Origin of the sequence: Bacillus sp. NP157 (assembly GCA_018889975.1) — a bacterium.
Taxonomy (GTDB): domain Bacteria; phylum Pseudomonadota; class Gammaproteobacteria; order Xanthomonadales; family Rhodanobacteraceae; genus Luteibacter.
Window position 1 is genome coordinate 4,264,819 of sequence record CP076546.1, and the last position, 25,797, is coordinate 4,290,615.

General features: G+C 67.0%; 14 protein-coding genes. 7 read left to right on the forward strand and 7 right to left on the reverse strand.

Annotation, left to right across the window (positions count from 1 at the left end; translation table 11 throughout):
* The first annotated feature begins 71 nt into the window (after positions 1-71).
* From KPL74_19300 to KPL74_19310, 3 genes are all read left to right on the forward strand, one after another.
* Positions 72-3,311 (forward strand): efflux RND transporter permease subunit, encoded by a 3,240-nt coding sequence (locus tag KPL74_19300; GenBank protein ID QWT19880.1) that lies wholly within the window; start codon positions 72-74, stop codon positions 3,309-3,311.
* Between the two features lie 136 nt (positions 3,312-3,447).
* Positions 3,448-6,570: an efflux RND transporter permease subunit gene (locus KPL74_19305; GenBank protein ID QWT19881.1), complete on the forward strand. Its 3,123-nt coding sequence runs from the start codon at positions 3,448-3,450 to the stop codon at positions 6,568-6,570.
* A 200-nt stretch (positions 6,571-6,770) separates the two neighbouring features.
* Positions 6,771-9,002, forward strand: coding sequence for an NADP-dependent isocitrate dehydrogenase (locus KPL74_19310; GenBank protein QWT19882.1), 2,232 nt, complete (start codon positions 6,771-6,773; stop codon positions 9,000-9,002).
* 86 nt (positions 9,003-9,088) lie between these two features.
* Here the strand turns inward: KPL74_19310 and KPL74_19315 are convergent, their stop codons facing one another.
* The 3 genes from KPL74_19315 to KPL74_19325 form a co-directional block, all read right to left on the reverse strand.
* Positions 9,089-10,348, reverse strand: a complete 1,260-nt coding sequence (locus tag KPL74_19315) for an SGNH/GDSL hydrolase family protein (protein QWT19883.1) — start codon at positions 10,346-10,348, stop codon at positions 9,089-9,091.
* Positions 10,349-10,498: 150 nt separating this feature from the next.
* Positions 10,499-11,446 carry an aldo/keto reductase gene (locus tag KPL74_19320; protein ID QWT19884.1) on the reverse strand — a complete coding sequence of 316 codons (948 nt, stop codon included), beginning with the start codon at positions 11,444-11,446 and terminating at the stop codon, positions 10,499-10,501.
* Positions 11,447-11,521: 75 nt separating this feature from the next.
* Entirely contained in the window at positions 11,522-11,734 is a 213-nt protein-coding gene (locus tag KPL74_19325) for a hypothetical protein (protein ID QWT19885.1), read from the reverse strand.
* A gap of 120 nt (positions 11,735-11,854) precedes the next feature.
* Between KPL74_19325 and KPL74_19330 the strand changes: the two genes are divergently transcribed.
* The 4 genes from KPL74_19330 (at position 11,855) to KPL74_19345 (ending at position 16,604) form a co-directional block, all read left to right on the forward strand.
* Positions 11,855-12,751 (forward strand): LysR family transcriptional regulator, encoded by an 897-nt coding sequence (locus KPL74_19330; GenBank protein QWT19886.1) that lies wholly within the window; start codon positions 11,855-11,857, stop codon positions 12,749-12,751.
* 255 nt (positions 12,752-13,006) lie between these two features.
* Entirely contained in the window at positions 13,007-13,180 is a 174-nt protein-coding gene (locus KPL74_19335; GenBank protein QWT19887.1) for a hypothetical protein, read from the forward strand.
* A 158-nt stretch (positions 13,181-13,338) separates the two neighbouring features.
* A complete protein-coding gene (mgtA, locus tag KPL74_19340; GenBank protein QWT19888.1) occupies positions 13,339-15,963 on the forward strand; it encodes a magnesium-translocating P-type ATPase in 2,625 nt (874 codons plus the stop codon).
* Positions 15,964-16,124: 161 nt separating this feature from the next.
* The gene (locus KPL74_19345) at positions 16,125-16,604 is read left to right on the forward strand and encodes a hypothetical protein (GenBank protein QWT19889.1); all 480 of its coding nucleotides are present in this window, start codon (positions 16,125-16,127) and stop codon (positions 16,602-16,604) included.
* Positions 16,605-16,695: 91 nt separating this feature from the next.
* Here KPL74_19345 and KPL74_19350 read toward each other — a convergent pair whose 3' ends face one another.
* From KPL74_19350 to KPL74_19365, 4 genes are read right to left on the reverse strand one after another with little or no spacing between them, the layout of a single operon-like run.
* Entirely contained in the window at positions 16,696-18,129 is a 1,434-nt protein-coding gene (locus KPL74_19350) for an efflux transporter outer membrane subunit (protein ID QWT19890.1), read from the reverse strand.
* A complete protein-coding gene (locus KPL74_19355; GenBank protein QWT19891.1) occupies positions 18,126-21,389 on the reverse strand; it encodes an efflux RND transporter permease subunit in 3,264 nt (1,087 codons plus the stop codon). Before KPL74_19355 ends, KPL74_19350 begins: the two co-directional genes overlap by 4 nt.
* Positions 21,386-24,499 carry an MdtB/MuxB family multidrug efflux RND transporter permease subunit gene (locus tag KPL74_19360; protein ID QWT19892.1) on the reverse strand — a complete coding sequence of 1,038 codons (3,114 nt, stop codon included), beginning with the start codon at positions 24,497-24,499 and terminating at the stop codon, positions 21,386-21,388. Before KPL74_19360 ends, KPL74_19355 begins: the two co-directional genes overlap by 4 nt.
* Complete coding sequence (locus KPL74_19365) at positions 24,496-25,740, reverse strand: MdtA/MuxA family multidrug efflux RND transporter periplasmic adaptor subunit (protein ID QWT19893.1); 1,245 nt, start codon at positions 25,738-25,740, stop codon at positions 24,496-24,498. Before KPL74_19365 ends, KPL74_19360 begins: the two co-directional genes overlap by 4 nt.
* Positions 25,741-25,797: the final 57 nt, after the last annotated feature.

The following is a 25,797-nucleotide window of genomic DNA, read 5'->3' on the forward strand; positions in this document are numbered from 1 at the left end:
TCCGGCACGCGGCGCGTCCATGAAGGACGCGCCGCCCACGGGCCACCCGGCCCAGATACCAGGATCGACACGTGGGTTTCTCGACACTCTTCATTCGCCGGCCGATCGCCACCTCGCTGCTGATGGTGGCGGTGCTGTTGCTCGGCATCCTCGGCTACCGGCAACTGCCGGTGTCGGCGCTGCCGGAAATCGACGCGCCCAGCCTGGTCGTGACCACCCAGTACCCCGGCGCCTCGGCCAGCACCATGGCCGCGCTGGTGACCACGCCGCTCGAGCGTAACTTCGGCCAGATCTCCGGCCTGAACATGATGAGCTCGGACTCGTCGGCGGGCCTGTCGACCATCGTCCTGCAGTTCAACATGGACCGCGACATCGATATCGCGGCGCAGGACGTGCAGGCGGCGATCAACCAGGCGCGCGGCACGCTGCCCAACAACCTGCCTTACCCGCCGGTGTACAACCGGGTGAACCCGGCCGATGCGCCGATCATGACGCTCATGCTCACCTCCGATACGGTGCAGCTGCGCGACGTGAACAACTACGCCGACTCGATCATCGCGCAGAAGCTCGCGCAGGTTCAGGGCGTGGGCCTCGTCTCGATCGCCGGCAACGTGCGTCCCGCCGTGCGCATCCAGATCAACCCCGCGCAGCTGGCCAACCTCGGCCTGACCATGGAAGACGTGCGCAGTTCGCTCACGCAGGCCAACGTCAACGCGCCCAAGGGCACGCTGAACGGCAAGACCCAGTCCTACAGCATCGGCACCAACGACCAGCTCGCCACGGCCGCCGAGTACAAGGACACGATCATCAGCTACACCAACGACTCGCCCGTGCGCCTGAAAGACGTGGCGAACGTGGTCGATGGTGTCGAAAACGACCAGCTCGCCGCATGGGCGAATGGCAAGCCCGCCGTGTTGCTCGACATCCGCCGCCAGCCCGGCGCGAACATCGTGCAGACGGTGCAGTCGATCCGCCAGACCATCCCCGACCTGCAGAAGGTGCTCCCGGCCGACGTGCACCTGAAGGTGTTCTCCGACCGTACGATCACCATCCGCGCGTCGGTGGAAGACGTGCAGTTCACCCTGATCCTCACCATCTGCCTGGTGGTCGCGGTGATCTTCGTGTTCCTGCGCCGCCTGTGGGCCACGGTGATCCCGTCCGTGGCGGTGCCGCTGTCGCTGATGGGCACGTTCGGCGTGATGGCCTTCGCCGGCATGTCGCTGGATAACCTCTCGCTGATGGCGCTCGCGGTGGCGACCGGTTTCGTGGTCGACGACGCGATCGTGATGATCGAGAACATCGTCCGCTACATCGAGCAGGGCCAGGACGCGAAGACCGCGGCCGAGGTCGGCGCGAAGGAAATCGGCTTCACGGTGCTGTCGCTGACCGTCTCGCTGATCGCGGTGTTCCTGCCGCTGCTGCTGATGCCAGGCGTCACCGGCCGCCTGTTCCACGAATTCGCCTGGGTGCTCACCATCGCGGTGGCCATCTCGATGCTGGTGTCGCTGACGCTGACGCCGATGATGTGCGCCTACCTGCTGAAGGCCGACGAGCTGCCGGACGCGGATGACGCGCACGAGCACGCCACCGCCTCGGGCAAGCACACCGCCTGGTCGCGCATCGTCGAAGGCTATGCCGGCAGCCTGGACTGGGTGCTGGCGCACCGCCCGTTCACCATGCTGATCGCGGCGCTCAGCGTCGCGCTCACCGTGGTCCTGTACATCGTGATTCCCAAAGGCCTGCTGCCCGAACAGGACACCGGCCTGGTCACGGCGGTGGTGCAGGCCGACCAGAACGTCGCCTTCCCGCAGATGGAACAGCGCACCAAGGCCGTGGCCGATGCGCTGGCGAAGGATCCGGCGGTGTCCGGCGTGGCCGCGTTCATCGGTGCGGGCTCGGTCAACCCGACGCTCAACCAGGGCCAGATCTCGCTCGTGCTGAAGGACCGTGGCGACCGCGAAGGCCTCGACGACGTGTTGCCGCGCCTGCAGAAGGCGGCGTCGCACATCGCTGGCGTGGCGCTGTACCTCAAGCCGGTACAGGACGTGACGCTGGATAGCCAGGTCTCCGCCACCGAGTACCAGTACTCGCTGTCCGACGTGAACTCCACCGAGCTGGCCGGCTACGCGCAACAGATGACCTCCGCGCTGCGCAAGCGCACGGAGCTCGCCGACGTCGACAACAACCTGGCCGACCAGGGCACTGCGCTGAAGCTGACCATCGACCGCGACACGGCCAGCCGCCTGGGCGTGCCCGTGCAGACGATCGACGACACCCTGTACGACGCGTTCGGCCAGCGCCAGATCTCCACCATCTTTACCCAGCTCAACCAGTACCGCGTGGTGCTGGAGGTGTCGCCGGAGTTCCGTAACAGCGCCGACCTGCTGAACAAGCTGACCGTGCGCGGCAACGGCAACGGCGCGCTCACCGGTTCGAACGCCACCAGCTTCGGCCAGGTCGCCTCGAGCAACTCGGCCACGCCGGCGGGTATCGGCAACACGGGCAACGTCGGCTTCCAGGTCGGCGCGGGCGGCACGATTCCCATCGCGTCGCTGGCCAGCGCCCAGGTCACCACGGCGCCGCTGGTGGTCAGCCACCTGCAGCAGCTGCCGGCGGTCACCATCTCCTTCAACCTGGCCCCGGGTTCGTCGCTGTCCGAAGCCGTCGCCGCGATCCACGACGTGGAGAAGACGCTGAACTTCCCGCCGCAGGTACGCGGCCAGTTCATCGGCAAGGCGGCGGAATTCTCCTCGTCGGTCGGTGACGAGGTGCTCCTGCTGCTGGCGTCGATCATCGTCATCTACATCGTGCTGGGCGTGCTCTACGAGAGCTACATCCATCCGCTGACGATCATCTCGACCCTGCCGCCCGCGGGCGTGGGCGCCTTGCTGGCCCTGCTGATGTGCGGCATGACCCTGTCGGTCGACGGCATCGTCGGCATCGTGTTGCTGATCGGCATCGTGAAGAAGAACGCGATCATGATGATCGACTTCGCCATCGAGGCGAAGCGCACCGGCCTGGATGCGCACGACGCGATCCGTCGCGCCTGCCTGCTGCGCTTCCGCCCGATCATGATGACCACGGCCGCCGCCCTGTTGGGTGCGTTGCCGCTGGCCCTGGGTAGCGGCATCGGCTCGGAGCTGCGCCGCCCGCTCGGCGTGTCCATCGTCGGTGGCCTGCTGCTCTCGCAGCTGGTGACTCTCTACACCACGCCGGTGATCTACCTGTACATGGAACGGTTCTCCGACTGGCTGGCCGAGCGCAAGCGACAACGCGCGCTAGCCCATGCCCAGCCACGGCCTGCGGACTGATGCAGGCCAGCCGTGGGCACCATGGCGACACCCCTCTTCGCCGGACGGTCACCCGTCCGGCGAAACCTTTTTCCGGGCCGTGCGTTGGTAGCAAGTTCCTGCGCTCTCGTCCGCACCAGTTGAAGCCCCCTGCTCGATGAATATCTCCGGCCCGTTCATCCGCCGTCCCATCGGCACCTCGCTCCTGGCGATCGGTGTCTTCGTCGTCGGCCTGATCTGCTATTCGCTGCTGGGCGTGGCCGCGCTGCCGAATATCCAGTTCCCCGCGATCTTCGTGCAGGCCCAGCAGAGCGGCGCCGATGCCAGCACGATGGCGTCCACGGTGGCCGCGCCGCTGGAGCGACACCTCGGCCAGGTGCCGGGCGTGGAGAGCATGCGTTCGAACAGCTCGGAGGGCAGCGCCTTCGTGCTGCTGTTCTTCGGCAACGGCACCAACATCGACGCGGCGGCGCGCGACGTGCAGTCGGCGATCAACGCGGCCCAGCCCGACCTGCCGACCGGCCTGCTCAATGCGCCGTCGTACCAGAAGGCCAACCCGAACGATGACCCGGTGGTGGTGCTCGCGCTCACCTCCGACACCGTGGCGCCGACCGACCTCTACAACGTCGCCGATTCGATCCTTGCCCAGCGCCTGCGCCAGCAGGAAGGCATCGCCTCGGTCGATATCGCGGGCAGCGCCACGCCGGCGATCCGCGTCGACGTGAACCTGCGCGCGCTCAACGCGATGGGCCTGTCGCCGGACCAGCTGCGCAATGCGCTGACCGCGGCCAACGTCACCTCGCCGCAGGGCTTCCTGTCCGACGGCAAGACCACCATGGCGGTGATGGCGAACGATTCGCTGCACAAGGCGGACGAGTTCGCGAAGCTGGTGATCGGCGTGAACAACAGCGTGCCGATCCACCTGTCCGACGTGGCCAAGGTCTACGACGGCCAGCAGGATGCGTACCAGGCGGCCTGGTTCAACGGCAAGCCGGGCATCCTGATGTACGTGTACCGCAAGCCGGACGCGAACGTCATCGAGACGGTGGACCGGATCAAGGCGATGATGCCGACCATGCAGGCATGGCTGCCGAACGGCGTGCGCCTGCATTCGTTCTTCGACGGCACGCCGACCATCCGCGCGTCGCTGCACGAAGTGCAGGCCACGCTGCTGATCAGCCTGGCCATGGTGATCATGACCATGGCGCTGTTCCTGCGCCGGCTCGCGCCCACCGTCATCGCCGGCCTCGCCGTGCCGTTGTCGCTGGCCGGTGGCTTCGTGGTGATGTACGCGTTCGGCTACACGCTCAACAACCTCACCCTGCTGGCCTTGGTGATCGCGATCGGCTTTGTCGTCGACGATGCCATCGTGGTCATCGAGAACGTGATCCGGCACATGGACGAGGGAATACCGAGGTTCGAAGCCGCCCTTCTAGGTGCGCGCGAGATCGGCTTCACCATCGTGTCGATCACCGGTTCGCTGATCGCCGTGTTCATCCCGTTGCTGCTGGCGCCCGGCATCATCGGCATGTTCTTCAAGGAATTCACGGTCACCCTGATCGCCGCCATCGTGGTCTCGATGCTGGTGTCGCTGACCCTGACGCCCTCGCTGTGCGCGCACTTCCTCACCGCGCACAAGTCCGACAAGCCCGAATCGCGGCTGGGCCGCGTGCTTGAGCGCGCCCAGGATCGCCTGCTGGCGTTCTATCGCGTCTGCCTGGACTGGACGTTGCGCCACGCCCTGTTGATGGCGCTGACGCCGCTGGTCCTGATCGGCATTACCATCCTGCTCGCCGGCATGGTCAAGGGCGGGTTCTTCCCGCCGCAGGACACCGGCCTGATCGCCGCGCGCGCGACCTCGAGCTCCACGGTGTCGTTCGGTGAAATGGAATCGCGCCAGGCGCGCCTGACCGACATGCTGCTGTCGGATCCGGACGTGAAGTCGGTGGGCTCGCGCCTGGGCACCAGCCGTACCGGTTCCACGGGTAACTTCAACATCGAACTGCGCACGGTGGCCGAGGGTCGCACCGACACGACCTTCGATGCGCTGGACCGGCTGTCGACCAAGGCCAACAAGTATCCCGACCTCAACCTGCGCCTGCGTCCGATCCAGGACCTGCCCACGGGCGGCGGTGGTGGCACTTCGCAGGGCGGCCAGTATTCGGTATCGCTGAAGGGCAACGACATCACCGAGCTGGAAGAGTGGCTGCCGAAGCTGGTCAATGCGCTGAAGAAGAACCCGATGTTGAAGGACGTGGGCAGCGACATCGATGCCCAGGGCCTGCGCCAGAACATGGTGATCGACCGCGACACCGCGGCACGCCTGGGCGTGTCGATCGGCAACATCGATGGCGCGCTGTACAACGCGTTCGGCCAGCGCGCGGTCTCGACCATCTATTCGGATATCAACCAGTACCGCGTCATCGTCAACGCGCTGCCCACGCTGGCGGCGACGCCCGAAGCGCTGAACCAGATCTACGTCCGTTCCAACAACGGCGCGATGGTCCCGATCACGGCCGTGACCCGGCAGGTGCCGGGACTCGCGCCCAGCCAGATCGTGCATGAAGACCAGTACACGAGCATGGGCGTCAGCTTCAACCTCGCACCGGGCGTGAGCATGGGCGAGGCGATGGCGATCATCCAGAAGACCATCAGCGGCATGCGCATGCCAGGTGACATCCGCCTCGACGCGGGCAGCGATTTCCGTCGCTTCCAGCAGTCGCAGAGCGACATGCCCTTGCTGATCCTCGCGGCGATCATCGTCGTCTACCTGCTGATGGGCATGCTCTACGAGAGCCTGATCCACCCGGTGACGATCCTCTCGACCCTGCCGGCCGCAGGCGTGGGCGCGCTCGCCGCGCTGGTGATCACGGATACGGAACTGTCCGTGGTGGCGATGATCGCGCTGGTGTTGCTGATCGGCATCGTGAAGAAGAACGCGATCATGATGATCGACTTCGCCCTGGTCGCCCAGCGCGACCACGCGTCGTCGCCCACCGAGGCGATCCGCGAAGCCTGCCTGGTGCGCTTCCGCCCGATCATGATGACCACGATGGTCGCCATCCTCGCCGCGCTGCCGCTGGCCATCGGCCTGGGCGAAGGCTCCGAACTGCGCCGCCCGCTGGGTATCGCCATGATCGGCGGCCTGCTGATCTCGCAGAGCCTGACCCTGCTGTCCACGCCGGCGCTCTACGTGATCTTCGCCTGCCTGTCGGACCGCTGGAAGGCACGCAAGGCACGGCGGCTGGAGCGCAAGGCGTTGAAGGCGGCGCGGGCGTGATGGATCGGGCCTCCGCGCCCCCCGCGCAGGCCCCCTTACCCCTGTAGGAGCGCGCCCGCGCGCGAAGGCCCCTCCCCACGCTGTTGCACCCGCAGCAAAGGTGTCATGCCGCCACGGCGCTTTGCCCGGCCGCCCCATCCGAGCCACAATGGTGAGGTTTCCCGCTCGTCCGGGTCCCCCCAGGCAAAAGGCTCGCTTACATGTCCCAGTCGCCCAAGATCATCTACACGCTCACCGACGAAGCGCCGTTCCTGGCCACCGCGTCGTTCCTGCCGATCGTCGAGGCCTTTGCCGGCGCCGCCGGCGTGGCCGTGGAAACCCGTGACATCTCGCTCGCGGGTCGCATCCTCGCCCAGTTCCCGGATCGCCTGACCGACGCGCAGCGCATCGGCGACCACCTTGCCGAACTCGGCGCCCTGGCGACCACGCCGGAAGCCAACATCATCAAGCTGCCGAACATCAGCGCCTCGGTGCCGCAGATGAAGGCCGCGATCCGCGAACTGCAGGCCCAGGGTTACGACCTGCCGGACTACGTCGACGCACCGTCGAGCGATGCCGACAAGGACACCAACGCGCGCTACGGCAAGGCCATGGGCAGCGCGGTCAACCCGGTGCTGCGCGAAGGCAATTCCGATCGCCGCGCACCGCTCTCGGTGAAGAACTACGCGCGCAAGCATCCGCACCGGATGGGCAAGTGGTCGCCGGAGTCGAAGTCGCACGTCTCGCACATGGATGGCGGCGATTTCTACGGCAGCGAGAAGTCCGCCACGGTCGACAAGGCCGGCAGCCTGCGCATCGAGTTCACCGGTGCCGACGGCAACGTGAAGGTCCTCAAGGACAAGGTCGCGGTCAAGGCCGGTGAAATCGTCGACGCCGCCGTGATGAGCCGCAGGAAGCTTGCCGCGTTCATCGACGCGCAGGTCGAAGACGCGAAGGCGAAGGGCGTGCTGTTCTCGCTGCACCTTAAGGCCACCATGATGAAGGTCTCCGACCCGATCATGTTCGGCATCGTGGTGCGCGAGTTCTACAAGGACGTGCTGGCGAAGCACGCCGATGCGCTGAAGCAGGTCGGCTTCGATGCCAACAACGGCATCGGCGACCTCTACGCCCGCCTCGACAAGCTAGACGCCGCCACGCGCGACGCGATCGAAGCCGACATGAAGGCCGAGTACGGCAAGCGCCCGGCGCTGGCGATGGTGAATTCCGACAAGGGCATCACCAACCTGCACGTGCCCAGCGATGTGATCGTCGACGCGTCGATGCCGGCGATGATCCGCGACTCCGGCGGCATGTGGAATGCGGAAGGCAAGCTGCAGGATGCCAAGGCCGTGATCCCGGATCGTTCCTACGCCGGCGTGTACCAGGCGGTGATCGAAGACTGCATCGCCCACGGTGCCTTCGATCCGGCGACGATGGGCTCGGTGCCCAACGTCGGCCTCATGGCGCAGAAGGCCGAGGAATACGGCTCGCACGACAAGACCTTCCAGATCCCGTCGGATGGCACCGTGCGCGTCATCGCCGACGACGGCAGCGTGGTGTTCGAACACGCGGTGGAGCAGGGCGATATCTGGCGCATGTGCCAGACCAGGGACGCCCCGATCCAGGATTGGGTGAAGCTGGCCGTGCAGCGTGCCCGCCTGTCGGCGACGCCGGCGGTGTTCTGGCTCGACAAGAACCGTGCGCACGACGCGCAGGTAATCGCCAAGGTCGAGCGTTATCTCAAGGACCACGACACCAGCGGCCTCGACATCCGCGTGCTCGACCCGGTGGCCGCCACGAAGCTTTCGCTGGAGCGGATCCGCAAGGGCGAGGACACCATCTCGGTCACCGGCAACGTGCTGCGTGACTACCTCACCGACCTGTTCCCGATCATGGAGCTGGGCACCTCGGCGAAGATGCTGTCGATCGTGCCGCTGATGGCTGGCGGTGGCCTGTTCGAAACCGGCGCGGGTGGTTCGGCACCGAAGCACGTGCAGCAGTTCGTCGAAGAGGATTACCTGCGCTGGGATTCGCTGGGTGAATTCCTGGCCCTGGCCGCATCGCTGGAACACCTCGCCGAGCGTTACGACAACCGCCACGCCCGCGTGCTGGCGAAGACGCTGGACCAGGCCAATGGCCGCTTCCTCGACAGCAACAAGTCGCCGGCGCGCAAGGTCGGCGAGATCGACAACCGCGGCAGCCATTTCTACCTGGCGATGTACTGGGCTGAAGCCCTCGCCGCGCAGGACGACGATGCCGACCTGAAGGCGAAGTTCACGCCGGTGGCAAAGGCACTGGCTGAAAACGAAGGCAAGATCGTCGCCGAACTGAATGGCGCGCAGGGCAAGCCGGTGGAGATCAAGGGCTACTACCATCCGGATCTCGCGCTGGTGAGCGCGGCCATGCGTCCCAGCGTTACGTTGAATGGCGTGATCGATGGGTTGCGTGGTTGAGGCGTAAGAAATAGAAGCATCGCGCGCAGGCGCGCTCCTACAGGGCTGTCGTAACCTTGTAGGAGCGCGCCTGCGCGCGACCGTGATTACCTCAAACCCCAACCGACCGGCAGCCCCTCCGCCGCCCACCCCGCCATCAGCTCATGCATCCGTGTCGTCGGATGCAGCGTGTCCCAGAACACGAAGCGGCCTGCTTCACAATGCTTCCGCGGCGCATGCGTCTGCATGTAGGTCAGCGCGCTGTCCTCATCAATCTTCAAACACGACTCCGTCGCGTTACTGAACCCATATGCCTTGGGATCGGCCAGCACACGATCGAACCGGCTGCGTGCGTCGACGACGCGGATCTGCAGGTCGCCTGCACTTGCCACGAGGCCTTCCTTCACCGCCTGCTGGGTGACCGAGCTGGCGATGCTGGCCAGCGCCGAGTTGTAGACCTCGACACGCTTGAGCACATCGGCGGCATCCTCGCGTCCCATGCGGAAGACCGGTGCTTTCGTCACGTCGGGCAGGTTCACCACGATCACCTTGCGTGCGCCGTGACGGACAAGCTTCAGCAGCGAATCGCGCTGCTGCACCACGATGTCGGTGGCATGCTTGGTGTCGTTGACGAAGTCGTTCCCCGCCACCATGAAGGTGAACAGCGTGCGCGACGGATCGTAGCCACGCGCGAACCGCATGTGTTCGAAGAAGTTATCGATCTGCCGGTCGATGCCGTGGATCATGCCTGCTTGCGAATTGCGCGTCTGCGCACCGCCGACCGCCCAGTTGCTCAGTACAAGGCCATGGCGGGTGGCAAGATATTCGATCCACGTGGGCCCGTTGCTGAAGCGCCCGTCGAACCACGAGCTGGAGGGCAGCGACTCCGTGCGCGGCACCAGCCCGAGGATCGTGCGCGAAGCGGTGCGCATGTTGCCCGTGTCCGAGAGGCTGTCGCCAAAGGCAACCATGCGTTCGACGGGTTTGCCGGGCCGCAGGTCGCCTTCGTGCCAGAGCGGATGGCTGGCGGCGAAGGCATCGCTCCCGTGCAGGCCGGATGCACCGATGTAGCGATGCGCGTCGGGCGTCTGTTTGAGCGCCTGGGCGCAGATCCGCTCGACGTCGGCTGGCGGGGCAGGGGTGCGGAACAGGTTGCCCCAGCTCATCACCTTGTCGTGGTGCCAGCGGCCGGGCAGGTGCACACCGGATTTGACGGTGCCCGTGGCGGCGCCGGTCGGGTCGCCGAGCTTCTTGTAATGGCACAGGACCTGGGCCGAGCTCGGGTCGATCGGCGTGGCCAGTGCGCCGGTGGCGCCGAGCGACAGCGCGCTCGCAAGGGCGAGCCGGGTGATGCGACGAATAGTCATGCGTTCCTCCGTGATGATGTGAGGCCGGATGTCCTTCCGGCCCGCACATCCTGCAGGGAGTGGCGCGGTGGCGTCTGTCAGTGCGTGTCGCCGCCGCCATCGCCTTGCGTCTGAGGAAGGCTCAGCGCGCAGGCGATGGCGATCCTGCTGTTACTCCGCGCTGGCCCGCGTAAGCGCGGCTATCTCGTCCGTGCCCAGCTGGATCGCTGCGGACTTTGCGATATCGGCCAGTTGCTCCACCGTGGTCGCGCTGGCGATGGCCGCCGCGATCGACGGTTGTGCCATCACCCAGGCCAGCGATACCTGCGCCGGGGTGGCGTCGTGGGTCTGGGCGACCTGGTCGAGCGCTGCCAGGACGCGCATGCCGCGTTCGTTGAGGTAGCCCTTCACCTTAGGCCCGCGCGCCTTGCTCTTGGCGAGGTCGGCTTCGCTGCGGTACTTGCCGCTGAGGAAGCCGCTGGCCAGCGAGTAGTAACTGATGACGCCGATGTCCTTCTCGACGCAGAGCGGCTGCAAGGCCTCTTCAAAGCCCTTGCGGTCCATCAGGTTGTATTCGGGCTGCAGCGATTCGTAACGTGCAAGGCCCTTCGCGTCGCTTTCCGACACGGCATCGGCGAGGCGGGTGGCGTCATAGTTGGATGCGCCGATCACGCGCACCTTGCCGGCCTTCACCAGGTCGTCGAAGGCGCGCAGCGTTTCTTCCAGCGGCACCTTCGGGTCATCCGCATGCGCCTGGTACAGGTCGATGTGATCGGTCTGCAGGCGGCGCAGTGAATCTTCCACGGCTTCGCGGATGTTCACCGGCGACAGCCCGGGGTAGCGCGGCCACTTGCCGACCTTGGTCGCGATGACCACCTTGTCGCGCTTGCCGGATGCCTTCAGCCAGCGGCCGATGATCGCTTCCGACTCGCCGCCTTCGTTGCCTTCGACCCAGGCCGAATACACGTCTGCCGTATCGACCAGGTTGAAGCCGTGGTCGACGAAGGCGTCGAGCAGTTCGAACGAGCGCGCTTCGTCCGCGCTCCAGCCGAAGACGTTGCCACCGAAGGCAAGGGGCGCCACGCGCAGTGGCGAGCGCCCGAGGTTGCGAAGCTGCATACGGGATTCTCCATGGACGAAACACCCATGATCCCGCATGCGGCAGGAAAACCGCGTCAACCGCGGCGATCGGCCTCAGCAGCAGGCGCCGCCCGCGCAGCCCGGGGTGGCGATCAAGGGCGCCGCTTCGTGTTTCGCCCGTCGGGAAGCATTGGAGGCGGGCTTGTCAGCTCGTGCACCCTTGCCGCCTTGCGCGGGCGGCGTTTCCGCTGCCCCCAGCGACAGCACGAGTTCGCGGTTCACGATGTGGCCGTGCATGAACGCGAGGCCGGTAAAGATCGAAGCCATGGCACCCTCCCTTTGCGTTGGTGTCGCCGCTTGCTGCGACTTGTCGAGGGCTAAAGGGTGGACCTTTGACGGCCCCTGAAAAAGCGATATGTTTGCAACCCGGACTTGAGGGAAATTCACGTGTCCCGTCTTCCTCTCGGCTTGCTCCAGGGGTTCGTGCTCGTCGCCAGGACGGGCAAGCTCGCGCGTGCCGCGGAGCAGCTGAACCTCACCGTCAGTGCGCTGAGCCACCAGATCCGCAATCTCGAAGAGCGGCTCGGCCGCTCGTTGTTCGACCGCGGCCCCCGTGGCGTCACGCTGACCGCCGACGGGGCCAGCCTGCTGGAAGCCATCGGCCATCATTTCGAGGGCATCGAGCACGCACTGGGCCGGTTCGAAGGCCGCCACCAGGATTCGGTGACGCTCAGCGTCCTGCCTTCGGTGGCCTCGAGCTGGCTGGTGCCGCGCCTGCCCCGGCTGGTGTCCGCCCATCCCGAACTCGAGCTCAGCCTGCATTCGTCCGTGGGGGTCGTGGATTTCGACCGCGAGCCAGCGATCGATTCGGCGTTCCGCTATGGGCTGGGCGCGTGGCCGCGCACCAAGGCCGAGCGGCTGTTCGGCGAATTCATCGTGCCGATCGCCAGCCCCTCGCTGGTGCGCAAGATGGGCGGCCTGCCGGACACCTCGCTGAAGGGCTGGCCGTTGCTCGGCGATCCCTCCGGCCGCTGGAACGACTGGGCCGAGCAGTTCGGCATGCCGCTGCCCTCGCGCTACGTGGCCCGCTTCGACAACACCGAACACCTCCAGCGCGCGGTGCTGGAGGGCCTGGGCGTCGCCCTCGGCCGCCTGGTGATGGCCCGCTCCCTGATCGAATGCGGCGCGCTCACCGTGCTGTGCAAGGAGCGCATGCGCGTTGCCGAGGCGTATTACCTCGTCTACCCGAAGCGCTCCGAGGCGCACAGCGGGTTCGGCCGCCTGCGCCAGTGGCTGCTGGCCGAAGCCGCCGACTACGAAAGCGGGCTCGGCCCGGTGTCTTGACCTCGCTTCGTTGCGGCGCGACAATTGTCCGGCTTCCCGGGCTACGTGCGTCGGGCGGCACCCTTCTTTGCTTATTCAGGCATATGGACGTTCACCCTAGTACACGCGCCGGCTCCCGCTCGCTTCGGGTCCCGGCGTCAGACATCGTCATCGCCCTCGGCGACCGCACCCGGTCGGCCGGCGCGTTCCGCTACTAGGAAACGCCCGGCTCTCCTCGTCGGTAGCCGTGAGCTACCGTTATTCGAGGATTGAGCCATGAACCTCCAGCTCGCAACCACCGGCCCGCGCATGTTCGGTCGCCGTCTTGCCTTTGCACTCGCCCGTCGCCGCGCCGCTGCGCCGGTGAAGCGCGTCATCACCGTGCCGCGCTCGCTGGAGCAGGCTGAAAGCGTTTTGAAACCGGTTGAAGGCAAACTGCCGCAGCCATGAACTGCGATATAGACACTACGGCGCGGCTCCAGCCGCACCTCATCACGAACCATCGGAATTCCGTCCGTCGGCTTCGCGCCGGCGCGCCTGCTCTCAGCTGATCGCGGCTGACAGCCGCTCGCGCCTGCCGGACCCTGCGCCCGGAAAGGTAGCGAGCCATGAAGATCCACACCTCGCAGGCGGCCGTCGCCGCCAAGACCTTCACCAATGCCACTGCCGACGCTTATCGTCCGGCGGACGAATTGCTGCGCTCGCTCGACGCTCGCATCGACGGCCTGGATGAAGAAGCCATCGCCGAGCGGCTCGATCGCGACGGCATCAACGAAGTCGGCCACGAGAAGCCACCGCACTGGTCGATCCAGCTGCTGCACGCCTTCAAGAACCCGTTCATCATCGTCTTGCTGGTGCTCGCGGTGGTGCAGCTGGTCACCGACCCCACCGACCTGACCGGCCCGATCATCATCGCGGTGATGGTCGGCATCAGCGTCGTGCTGTCGTTCACCCAGGAATACCGCTCCTCGCAGGCGGCCGAGAAGCTCAAGGCGATGGTCCGCAACACCGCGACGGTGACCCGCCGCGCGGAAGACGGCCACGCCGAGCGCATCGAGGTGCCGGTGGAAGAGCTGGTGGTGGGCGATATCGTCCACCTCGGCGCGGGCGACATGATCCCCGCCGACCTGCGCCTGATCGCGGCGAAGGACCTGTTCATCAGCCAGGCCATCCTCACCGGCGAGTCGATCCCGGTGGAGAAGGCGGCGCCCAACGGCAGCGCCGCGGGCGATTCCAGCGGTCCGCTCGACCTGCCCACCGTCTGCTACATGGGCACCAACGTCGTCTCGGGCACGGCCACGGCGGTGGTGCTGGCCACCGGCGCGCGTACCTACCTGGGTTCGCTCGCACGCACGCTGTCCGGTGAGCGCGTGCAGACCAGCTTCGACAAGGGCATCAAGTCGGTGAGCTGGCTGCTGATCCGCTTCATGGCGGTGATGGTGCCGATCGTTTTCTTCATCAACGGCTTCGACAAGCACGACTGGCTGGAAGCCTTCATGTTCGGGCTCTCGGTCGCCGTCGGCCTGACCCCGGAGATGCTGCCGCTGATCGTCACCGCGAACCTCGGCAAGGGCGCCATCGCCATGTCGAAGCGCAAGGTGGTGGTGAAGCGCCTGAACGCGATCCAGAATTTCGGCGCGATGGACGTGCTGTGCACCGACAAGACCGGCACCCTCACGCTCGACAAGATCGTGCTGGAGCGCCACGTCGACCTCGCCGGCGACGACTCGGACGAAGCGCTGGAGTGGGGCTACCTCAATAGCCGTTTCCAGACCGGCCTGCGCAACCTGATGGACAAGGCGGTGCTGACCCACCGCGACCTGGAGACGATCGCGCATCGTTTCCGCATCGTCGACGAGATCCCGTTCGACTTCCAGCGCCGGCGCATGTCGGTGGTGGTCACCGACGGCGAGTACGAGCAGCTGGTGATCTGCAAGGGCGCCGTCGAGGAAATGCTCACCATCTGCACCGACGCGCGCACCGGTGGCGTGGTCGAGCCGATGACCGAAGAGAAGCGCGCCGAGATCCGCGCGATGACCCGTCGCCTCAACGAGGACGGCCTGCGCGTGCTCGTCGTGGCAGTGCGCCGCGACCCCATCGGCGACCGTGCCTACGGCGTGGCCGACGAGGCGGGCCTCACCGCGGTCGGCTGCCTGGCCTTCCTCGATCCGCCGAAGGACTCGGCGGCGACGGCGATCCGCGCGCTGCACCACCACGGCGTGGCGGTGAAGGTGATCACCGGCGACAACGAAGCGGTGACGAAGAAGATCTGCGCCGAGGTCGGCCTCGACGTGGCCGGCACGGCGCTCGGCCGCGACATCGAGCAGCTCGACGACGAGGCACTGGACGCGATGGTCGACAGCACCACCGTGTTCGCCAAGATGTCGCCGGTGCAGAAGGCCCGCGTGGTCAAGGCGCTGCAGCGCCGTGGCCACACCGTGGGTTTCCTCGGCGACGGCATCAACGATGCGCCGGCGCTGCGCGATGCCGACGTGGGTATCTCGGTGGATACGGCGACGGATATCGCGAAGGAATCGGCGGACATCATCCTGCTCGAGAAGAACCTGATGGTGCTGGAGGAGGGCGTGGTCGAAGGCCGCGTCACCTTCGGCAACATCATGAAGTACATCAAGATGACCGCCAGCTCGAACTTCGGCAACGTGTTCAGCGTGCTGGTGGCGAGCGCGTTCCTGCCGTTCCTGCCGATGCTGCCGCTGCAGATCCTCGTGCAGAACCTGCTGTACGACCTCTCGCAGCTGTCCATCCCGTTCGATCGCATGGACGAGGAATACCTGCGCGTGCCGCGCAAGTGGGATGCGGGTGACATCGGTCGGTTCATGGTCTGGATCGGCCCGGTGAGCTCGGTGTTCGACATCACCACGTTCTGGCTGATGTGGCATGTGTTCGGTGCGCACGACGTGGCCCACCAGTCGCTGTTCCAGTCCGGCTGGTTCATCGAAGGCCTGTTGTCGCAGACCCTCGTGGTGCACATGATCCGCACGCGCCGCATCCCGTTCCTGCGCAGCATGGCCTCCGCGCCGGTGCTTGCCCTGACCGTGGCGATCATGCTCATCGGCATGTACATCCCGTTCTCGCCGCTGGGTGCGCGCATCGGCATGACCGGGCTGCCCGCCGCGTACTTCGGCTGGCTGGCGCTGACCCTGGTCAGCTACTGCGTGCTGACCCAGGTGGTGAAGACGTTGTACATACGGCGGTATAACCGCTGGCTCTGAGGCCAATCCCGGCTGGGGTTTGTGGCGGAAAACTTTCGCGCGCAGGCGCGCTCCTACAATGGTTGGCGTAACGTGGCTACGTTGCGCCAACCATTGGCCCGACATACGCATCGAAGCGGAAACGGTGGAATAGCAGCTCCTCAACCACGGAGCCAACGCCGATGCTTCGCAATACCCTCGCTGTCCTGTTCCTCACCGTGCCGGTTGCCGCCTTTGCCGCCGATACGCCGCCCGCCCGTTTCGTCGATGCCACCGACTGGCCTGCTTCCGAGGCCGGCCTCGATCGCTTCCTCGAAGCCGAGGCGAAACTCAACGCCGGTTTCGACAAGGTCTGCGGCGACACCTTCTGCGAAGGTGAATTCCACAACCTCCGCCCGATGCAGCTGCGCTGCTCCGTCGATGCCGCCAAGGCCACGCTGAAGCAGTGCGTGTGGACCTTCGCGGGCACCAACGCCACCGTCAACCCGAAGAGCGGCGCGGTCCAGGTGGCCGCCAAAACCTTCAAGTGCAAGCTGCTCCTCGCCAAGGGCACCCCGGTCGACAGCTTCTACGCCATGGTGGACGGCGAAGACCCGCTGAACGCCAAGCTGCCGATGGCCCACGTCTCGATCTACGACGGCCTGGCCAGCTGCCTCAACTGATCCGTCGTCGCTAGCGACACCTCTCCACCGCACGTAATGCACGATTCACCGCCAGCCCGCTGGCGGTGAATCGTCGTTCGTCGCCCCGGCCCTAGCGAGTCGCCTCCGCGGTCATCGGCAGGTCCGCGTCGCTCCAGCCGCCACCGACCGCACGGATCAGACTCGCACTGGCCAGCAGGCGGTCGCGCTTCACCTGCAGGGATGCCTGCGCGTTCGACAGCGCCGTGGCCTGCGCGGTCACCACGGTGGTGTAGTCCACCGTGCCGGCCTGGTATTCGTTGCGAGCAACGCCCTCGGCCTGCCGGGCCAGGCGTAGCGCGTCGTCCTGGGCCACCGCCTGGTCGCCGAGCACGCGCAGCGTCGACAGTTCGTCCTCCACGTCCTGGAACGCCGCCAGCACCGTCTGCCGGTAGTTCGCCACGCTCTGGTCGTAACCCGCGCGGGCCTCGGCCACCTGGGCGGAGCGCGCGCCTCCATCGACCAGGGTCTCGCTGGCCGACGCCGCCAGCGACCAGATCGCGTTGCCCGCACTGAACAGCTTGCCCAGGCCGGAATAGCCCGCTTCGCCGGTAAGGCTCAGCGTGGGATACCACGCGGCCTGCGCCACGCCGATCAACGCGTTCTGCTGTTGCATCGTCCGCTCGGCCTCGGCGATGTCGGGGCGCCGCTGCAACAGGCTCGACGGCAGCATCCCGGGCACGCTGGGCAGGGCGATCTCCAGCGGCTTCACCGCGATCGACACCTCCGACGGCGGCTTGCCGACCAGCAGGGCGATGGCATGCTCGTACTGCGCGCGCAACTGGCCGGTGGCGATGGCCGACGCGCGTGCCGTGGCGAGCTGGGTCTGTGCGGTGATCACGTCGGCGCGCGACACGGTGCCGGCGGCGTACTGGTTCTGGGTGATGGCGAGGCTGCGCTCGTAGGCTTTCGTCGTTTCGTCCAGCAGCTGCGCGAGCGAATCCTGGTAGCGCAGCTCCATGTAGTCGCTCACCAGCTCGGCCTGGGCGGAGAGCGTGAGGTCGGCCAGCTCGGCGGCACTGGCCTGCGCGGCGGCCTTGTCGCTCTCGACCTGGCGACGCACCTTGCCCCACAGGTCCGGCTCCCACGAGCCGCTGAGCTCGACCCCGCGCGTGGAGCGCGTCGTCGCCGTGCCGGCCGAGCCCGAGCTGCCGCCCGAGCGCTGCCGGCTCGCACTCGGGGTCAGCGACACCGTGGGCGAGTAGCCGGCGCGGGCCTCGGCCACCACCGCGGTGGCCTGGCGATACGCCGCCTCGGACGCCTTCAGGTTCTGGTTGTTCACCGCCACCTGTGCGACCAGGTCGTCGAGGTCCCTGTCGCCGTACACCGACCACCACGCGCCGCGTGGCACGCCGTCACCAGGCTGCGCGGCCTGCCAGCCCGCTGGCGCCTCCTTGAAGGCTACGGGCGCGGGCGCGGGCGGACGCACGTAATCGGGGCCCACGGCACAGGCGGCGAGGGCGGCCGTCGAGGCGGCGATGAGGAGTGGGCGGGTCAGCATGTTCATGCGGCGGTATCCGGCAGGGCCGTGCCCGGGAAAACCCGGTGCCAGAAGCCCTTTGAGCGGTGGCGGAGGCGATCGATGTACAGGTACACGACGGGCGTGGTGTAGAGCGTCAGCAGCTGGCTCACGACCAGGCCACCGATGATGGAGATGCCGAGCGGACGGCGCAGTTCGGCGCCCATGCCATGGTCGAGCACCAGCGGCAGCGCGCCGAGCAGGGCCGCGCAGGTGGTCATCAGGATCGGCCGGAAGCGCAGCTGGCAGGCGCGCTCGATCGCCTCGAGCGGCGACAGGCCTTCGTTACGCTCGGCATCCAGCGCGAAGTCGACCATCATGATCGCGTTCTTCTTCACGATGCCGATCAGCAGGAACACGCCGATGAGCGCGATGACGCTGAACTCGGTGTTGGTCAGCAGCAAGGCGAGCACCGCGCCGACGCCGGCCGACGGCAGGGTGGACAGGATGGTCAGCGGATGCACGTAGCTCTCGTAGAGGATGCCCAGCACGGCATACACCGCCAGCAGCGCGGCGCCGATCAGCCAGGGCATGGTCGCGATGATCGATTGCGAGCGTCCCGCGGTGCCGCTGAACGAACCGCGGATCGCGACCGGCATGCGGATGTCGCTGGACGCCTTCTCGATGGCGGCGGTGGCGTCTTCCAGGTTGGCGCCGGGCGCGAGGTTGAACGAGATCGTCGCCGCCACGGCCTGGCCCTGGTGGGCCACCTGCACCGGCGTGTTCGCCGAGGTGAGCTTCGCGAAGGCGCTGAGCGGCACCATCGTGCTCGCCCCGGTGCTCACCGCCGCACCGCTGGAGGTGCCGCCGCTGGTGGAGATGCTATTGGTCGCGGCATTGGTCACCGAGGCGCTGGTGCTGGTCGTCGTGGACGAGGAAGAGACCGTGCGCGACGTCGCATTCGTGGACGACGAGCCGCTGGCCGCTTCGCCCGACGTACTGACGTAGACGCCGCGCACCGACGAGGGATCCTGCAGGTACTTCGGCGCGAGCTCCATCACCACGTGGTACTGGTTCTGTGCCTTGTAGATCGTCGACACCGTGCGTTCGCCGAAGGCGTCGTACAGCGTCGCGTCGATGATGTCCGGGGTGAGGCCGAGCCGGGCGATGGTCGGGCGGTCCAGCTCGAGCTTCGTCTCCAGGCCACCGGTCTGCTGGTTGGAGCTGACGTCGACCAGCAGCTTGTTCTTCTTCAGCTCGTCGAGCAGCTTCGCCGACCACACCCGCAGCAGGGCGCCATCGTCCGACTGCAGGGTGTACTGGAACTGGGCGAAGGCCTGGCGTCCACCGATGGACAGGTCCTGCATCGGGAACATCATCAGCGTGGCGCCGGGGATCTTCGCCAGCTTCGGCCGCAGCCGCGCCATCACCTCGAAGGCCGAGGCGTTGCGTTCGTCCAGCGGCTTGAGGGTGACGTTGACGTTGGCGGTGCTGGTGCCGCGGCCGCCGGTGAAGCCGAGCACGTTCTGCACCGCCGGGTCGGCCTGGACGATGGCCTGGGCCTGCATCAGCTTCTTGCGCATGGCCTGGAACGAGGTGCTCTCGTCCGCGTTGATGCCACCCATCATCACGCCGGTGTCCTGCTGCGGGAACAGCGTCTTCGGGATCACCGTGAACATGGCGACGGAAGCGGCGATGGTGAGGAAGAACGTCATCAGCACCGGGAACGGATGCGCGAGCGCGCGATGCAGCGAGCGGCGATAGAGTTCGTACACACCGTCGATGGCGCCACCGACGATGCGCGAGACCCGCCCTGGCGTGCGCCGGGGGCGGTCGCGCAACAGCAGCGAGCAGAGCATCGGCGTGGTGGTCAGGGCGAGCACCAGCGACAGCCCGATCGCGACCGAAAGCACCATCGCGAACTCGCGGAACAGCCGGCCGACGATGTCGCCCAGCAGGACGATCGGCAGGAACACGGCGATCAGCGACAGGCTCATCGACAGCACGGTGAAGCCGACTTCGCTGGCACCCTTCAGGGCGGCCTGCACGCGTGGCATGCCGGCTTCACGATGGCGGGTGATGTTCTCCAGCACGACGATCGCATCGTCGACTACGAAGCCGGTGGCGATGGTCAGCGCCATCAGCGAGAGGTTGTCCAGCGTGTAGCCGCACAGGCGCATGATGCCGAAGGTCCCTAGGATCGACACCGGCACGGCCACCGCGGGGATGACGGTCGAGCGCCAGTCGCGCAGGAACGCCAGCACCACCAACACGACCAGCACCACGGCGACCACCAGGGTCAGCTCGGTATGCGACAGCGATGCGCGGATGGTGCTGCTGCGGTCGCTGGAGATGGCCAGCTTCGTGCCCTGCGGCAGCGCGGCTTCCAGCTGGGGCAGCACGGCGCGGATATGGTCGACCGTATCGACGATGTTGCCGCCGGGCTGCTTGAAGATGAAGAGCAGGATGCCGTGCTTGCCGTTGACCAGGCCTTCGTTGCGCAGGCTCTCCACCGAATCGTCGATCTCGGCGACGTCGGACAGCTTCACCGGCCGGCCGTTGCGCCAGGCGATGACGAGGTCGCGGTAATCCTTCGCCTCGGTGGCCTGGTCGTTGGCGTAGAGCTGGTAACGCAGGTTGCCGTCGTTGACCACCCCCTTGGCGCTGTCCGCGTTGGCGGCGGACAGCGCGGCGCGCACGTCCTCCAGGCCCAGGCCGTACTTGAACACCTGGCCGGGATTGAGTTCGACGCGCACGGCCGGCAGCGAGCCACCGTTGAGGTCGACGTTGCCGACGCCCTGCACCTGCAGCAGGCGTGGCTGCAGGATGTTCGAGGCCTGGTCGTACAACTGGCCGGCGGTCAGGTTCTCCGAGGTCATCGACAGGATCATGATCGGCGCGTCGGCCGGGTTGAACTTGCGATAGGTGGGGTTTGATCGCAGCGACGCGGGAAGGTCGGCGCGCGCGCCGTTGATCGCGGCCTCCACGTCGCGGGCGGCTCCTTCGATGTCGCGGTCCAGGCCGAACTGCATGATGACGCTGGAGGTGCCGATGCTGCTGGTCGAGGTCATCTCGGTGACGTCGGCGATCTGGCCCAGCCGGCGTTCGAGTGGCGCCGCGACTGTCGCGGCCATGGTGTCCGCGCTGGCACCGGCCATCTGCGCCTGCACGCGGATGGTCGGGTAATCGACGTTGGGCAACGGGGCGACGGGCAGGAAGCGGAAGGCGATCGCACCGGCCACCGCGATCGCCGCGGTCAGCAGCAGGGTCGCGACGGGCCGCCGGATGAACAGGGCGCTGGGGTTCATGCGCCGCCCTCGGCCGGATCCAGCACGTAGCCGCGCTCGCGCAGCTTGCGTGCGCCGGTGTCAAGCACCAGGTACACGGCCGGCGTGGTGAACAGCGTCAGCAGCTGGCTGACCAGCAGGCCGCCGATCATCGCCACGCCGAGCGGGTGGCGCAGCTCGGAGCCGCTACCGCTGCCCAGCGCGAGCGGCACGGCGGAGATCAAGGCGGCCATCGTGGTCATCAGGATCGGGCGCAGGCGCAGCAGGCACGCCTTGTGGATCGCTTCGCGCGGGCCCAGCCCTTCCTCGCGCTCGGCGCTGAGCGCGAAGTCGATCATCATGATCGCGTTCTTCTTCACGATGCCGATCAGCAGGACCAGGCCGATGATGCCGATGATGTCCAGGCCCGAACCGGTGATCTCCATCGCCAGCAGCGCACCGATGCCGGCGGACGGCAGGGTCGAGAGGATGGTCAGCGGGTGGATGAAGCTCTCGTAGAGCACGCCGAGCACGACGTACATCACCAGCACCGCGGCGAGCACCAGCCAGAGTTCGTTCGAAAGCGACGACTGGAACGCGTCGGTGGCGCCCTGGAAGTTCACGCTGAAGCTCTGCGGCAGGGCGATCGCCTTCTGCGCATCGCGCACCGCGTCCACCGCGCTGCCCAGCGAGGCACCCGGGGCCAGGTTGAACGAGATGGTGGTCGCCGGGAATTGCGCGAGGTGGCCGATCTGGATCGGCTTGTTATCGACCACGATCTTCGCGATCGCCGAGAGCGGCACCTGGCCGCTGTCGGCCGTCGACGAGGGCAGGTAGATCGAATCGAGCGTGCGCAGCCCGCGATTGCCTGCGGGGTCCATCTCGAGGATCACCCGCATCTGGCTGGACTGGGTGAACACCGTGCTGACGATGCGCTGGCCGAAGTTGTCGTACAGGGCGTTGTCGATGGTGGCCAGGGTGATGCCGAAACGCGCGGCGCTGGCGCGGTCCACCTGCACGGTGGCGGCGAGGCCGCTGTCCTTGAGGTCGCTGTTGACGTCGGTGAGCACGTCCGACTTCTTCAGCTGGTCGACGAACTTCGGCGCCCATGTCGACAACTGCGCAAGCGTCGGGTTGGACAGGATGAACTGGTACTGGGTGGCGCTCACCTGGGTATCCACGGTGAGGTCCTGCACCGGCTGCATGTACAGGGTGATGCCGGTGACGTCGCGGGTCTCGTCCTGCAGGCGGCGAATCACGTCGTCGATCGACGTGCTGCGCTCGCCCTTCGGGCGCAGGTTGATCTGGAAGCGCCCGCTGTTGAGCGTCGCATTGGTGCCGTCCACGCCGATGAACGAGGACAGGCTGACCACGTCGGGGTCCTTTAGCACCGCCTCGGCCAGCGCGACCTGGCGCTTGCGCATGTCGGCATAGGAGATCGATTGCGCCGACTCGGTGATGCCCTGGATCACGCCGGTGTCCTGGCTGGGGAAGAAGCCCTTGGGCACCACGATGTACAGCAGCACCGTCAGCAGCACGGAGGCGCCGGCGATGCCCAGGGTGATCCACTTGTGGTCGAGCGCCACGGTCAGCAGGCGGTCGTAGCCACCGACGATGCGGTCGAACCAGCCCTCGCGCTTCGGCGCCTCGGTCGCGAGCGCCTTCGGCGCCGGGTGGTGGCGCAGCAGGCGCGCGCACAGCATCGGCACCAGGGTCAGCGAGACCACGGCGGAAATGACGATGGTGACGGCGAGGGTGACCGCGAACTCGAAGAACAGCCGGCCGATCACGTCGCTCATGAAGAACAGCGGGATCAACACCGCCAGCAGCGACACCGTCAGCGAGATGATGGTGAAGCCGATCTCGCCGGAGCCTTTCAGCGCGGCTTCCATCGGCGGCATGCCTTCCTCGATGTAGCGGCTGATGTTCTCGATCACCACGATGGCATCGTCGACGACGAAGCCGGTGGCGATGGTCAGGGCCATCAGCGAGAGGTTGTCGAGGCTGAAGCCCCACAGGTACATGGCGCCGAACGTGCCGACCAGCGACAGCGGCACCGACAGGCTGGGGATGATGGTGGCGCGGACGTTGCGCAGGAACAGGAAGATCACCATCACGACGAGCGCCACGGCCAGCGCGAGCTCGAACTCGACGTCTTCCACCGAGGCGCGGATGGTGTTGGTGCGGTCGGTGAGCACGGCGACGTGCACGGACGAGGGCAGGGCGGCCTCCCACTGCGGCAGCGACGCCTTGATCGCATCCACCACCTGGATCACGTTGGCGCCCGACTGGCGCTGCACGTTGAGGATGATGGCGGGCGTGGTGTTCATCCATGCGCCCAGCTCCTCGTTTTCCGCCCCCTGGACGACGGTGGCCACGTCGCTGAGTTTCACCGGCCGCCCGTTCTTGTAGGCGATCACGGTGTCGAGGTATTCGGAGGGATCCTGGATCTGGTCGTTCGCATCGATGGTGTAGGCGCGGGCCGGGCCATCCACGGTGCCCTTCGGCGTGTTGACGTTGATGTTGTCCAGCGTGGTGCGCAGGTCGTCTATGTTCAGGCCGTAGGCCGACATCGCGCGGATGTTGGCGCGCACGCGGATCGCCGGCTTGTTGCCGCCGCTGAGCGTGACCAGGCCCACGCCCGACATCTGCGAGATCTTCTGCGCGATGCGGGTGTCGGTGAGTGTCTGCACCTGGGTGAGCGGCAGGGTCGGCGAGGTGATCGCCAGGGTCATGATCGGCGCGTCGGCCGGGTTCACCTTCGCGTACACCGGCGGTGCCGGCAGGTCGGAGGGCAGCAGGTTGCTCGCCGCATTGATCGCGGCCTGCACTTCCTGCTCGGCGAGGTCCAGCGACACGTCCATGTCGAACTGCAGCGTGACCACCGATGCGCCGGACGACGAATCCGACGACATCTGCTTGAGGCCTGCCATCGTGCCGAGCTGGGTTTCCAGCGGTGCGGTCACCGCCGAGGTCATCACGTCCGGGCTGGCCCCGGGATAGAACGTCTGCACCTGGATCGTCGCGTATTCGACCGACGGCAGTGCCGACAGCGGCAGGAAGCGGTAGGCGACCATGCCGACGACGAGCAGGGCGGCCATCAGCAGCGTGGTCGCTACCGGGCGCAGGATGAAGAGGCGCGACGGGTTCATGGTGCCGCCGTCGCAGCCGCTGCCTTGTGCCTGCCCTTGCCGGTGGCCTTGCCGCCGGCAGGTGCTTCGCCCGCGGCCGGCTTGCTGCCCGGCACGGTGACCTTCGCGCCGTCGCTAAGGTGGTCGGCTCCATCGACGACGACCACGTCGCCGGCGGCCAGCCCGGCGGTGACCGCGACGTTGCCGTTCGCCGACGGCCCCAGGGTGACCTTGCGCAGGGCAACGGTGTCGTCGCTCTTCAGCTGGTAGACGAAGGTACCGGGCGAGCCGGTCTGCACCGCGGTGCTCGGCACGACGACCACGCCGCGCAGCGTGCGCACGAGCAGGTCCGCGTTGACGAACTGGTTGGGGAACAGCGCGCCCTGTGGGTTGGCGAACAGCGCGCGCAGCTTGACCGTGCCGGTGGAGGTGTCGACCTGGTTGTCGATGGTATCGAGCGTGCCCGTGGAAAGCTGGGTGCTGAAGGTGCGATCCCATGCCGACACCGTGCGCGGCTTGCCGTCGTCGCTGGGCGCGAGCACCTGCGAGAGGTCGTCTTCGGGCAGGGTAAACACCACCGAGATCGGATCGGTCTGGGTCACCACCGCCAGGCCATCCGTGTCGGACGAGGTCACGTAGTTACCGACGTCGACCTGGCGCAGGCCGACGCGACCATCGATCGGGGAGACGATGCGTGCATAGGTGAGGTTGAGCTTCTCGCTGTCGACCTGGGCCTGGTCGGTGCGCACGGTGCCTTCGTACTGGTGCACGGTGGCCAGCGCGGTGTCGACGGTCTGCTTCGAGGTGGAATCCTGCGCGGCCAGTTGCTGGTAACGCCGGTAGTCCAGCCGGGCGTTTTCGAGCAGTGCCTGGTCACGCTGCAACTGCCCCTGGTACTGGGCCAGTGCGACTTCGTAAGGGCGTGGGTCGACCTGGGCGAGCAGGTCGCCCTTCTTCACCGGCTGGCCTTCCCGGAACGGGATGGCGGTGAGGTAGCCGCTGATCTGCGACTTCACCGTGGCGGTCGCCAGCGAGGTCACCGTGCCCAGCGCCGTCAGCGTCACCGGGATATCTCCCGTGGTGGCGGTGGCGACGCCGACCGAGGTGCTGACCGTGCGGCCACCGGCCTTCGGCTGCCCCGCGCTGGTCAGCACGCGCCATACGATGACGGCGGCGATCACCGCCACCACGAGCAGCAGCCACGGCCACAGGCGGCGCGGGCGACGGGAAGAGGGGGCAGGCGAGGCGAGGGGCGTGGGCATGCGAGGCGACCGGGCTTCATTGACGATGTCGGCACGGTGCGCCCCACGTGCGCGAGC

What these genes read in the sequence shown, in the direction of transcription:
- KPL74_19305 (QWT19881.1), top strand. Translation starts at nt 3,448, where the DNA reads ATGAATATCTCCGGCCCGTTCATCCGCCGTCCCATCGGCACCTCGCTC.
- KPL74_19310 (QWT19882.1), top strand. Translation starts at nt 6,771, where the DNA reads ATGTCCCAGTCGCCCAAGATCATCTACACGCTCACCGACGAAGCGCCG.
- KPL74_19315 (QWT19883.1), bottom strand. Translation starts at nt 10,348, where the DNA reads ATGACTATTCGTCGCATCACCCGGCTCGCCCTTGCGAGCGCGCTGTCG.
- KPL74_19320 (QWT19884.1), bottom strand. Translation starts at nt 11,446, where the DNA reads ATGCAGCTTCGCAACCTCGGGCGCTCGCCACTGCGCGTGGCGCCCCTT.
- KPL74_19325 (QWT19885.1), bottom strand. Translation starts at nt 11,734, where the DNA reads ATGGCTTCGATCTTTACCGGCCTCGCGTTCATGCACGGCCACATCGTG.
- KPL74_19335 (QWT19887.1), top strand. Translation starts at nt 13,007, where the DNA reads ATGAACCTCCAGCTCGCAACCACCGGCCCGCGCATGTTCGGTCGCCGT.
- mgtA (QWT19888.1), top strand. Translation starts at nt 13,339, where the DNA reads ATGAAGATCCACACCTCGCAGGCGGCCGTCGCCGCCAAGACCTTCACC.
- KPL74_19345 (QWT19889.1), top strand. Translation starts at nt 16,125, where the DNA reads ATGCTTCGCAATACCCTCGCTGTCCTGTTCCTCACCGTGCCGGTTGCC.
- KPL74_19350 (QWT19890.1), bottom strand. Translation starts at nt 18,129, where the DNA reads ATGAACATGCTGACCCGCCCACTCCTCATCGCCGCCTCGACGGCCGCC.
- KPL74_19355 (QWT19891.1), bottom strand. Translation starts at nt 21,389, where the DNA reads ATGAACCCCAGCGCCCTGTTCATCCGGCGGCCCGTCGCGACCCTGCTG.
- KPL74_19360 (QWT19892.1), bottom strand. Translation starts at nt 24,499, where the DNA reads ATGAACCCGTCGCGCCTCTTCATCCTGCGCCCGGTAGCGACCACGCTG.
- KPL74_19365 (QWT19893.1), bottom strand. Translation starts at nt 25,740, where the DNA reads ATGCCCACGCCCCTCGCCTCGCCTGCCCCCTCTTCCCGTCGCCCGCGC.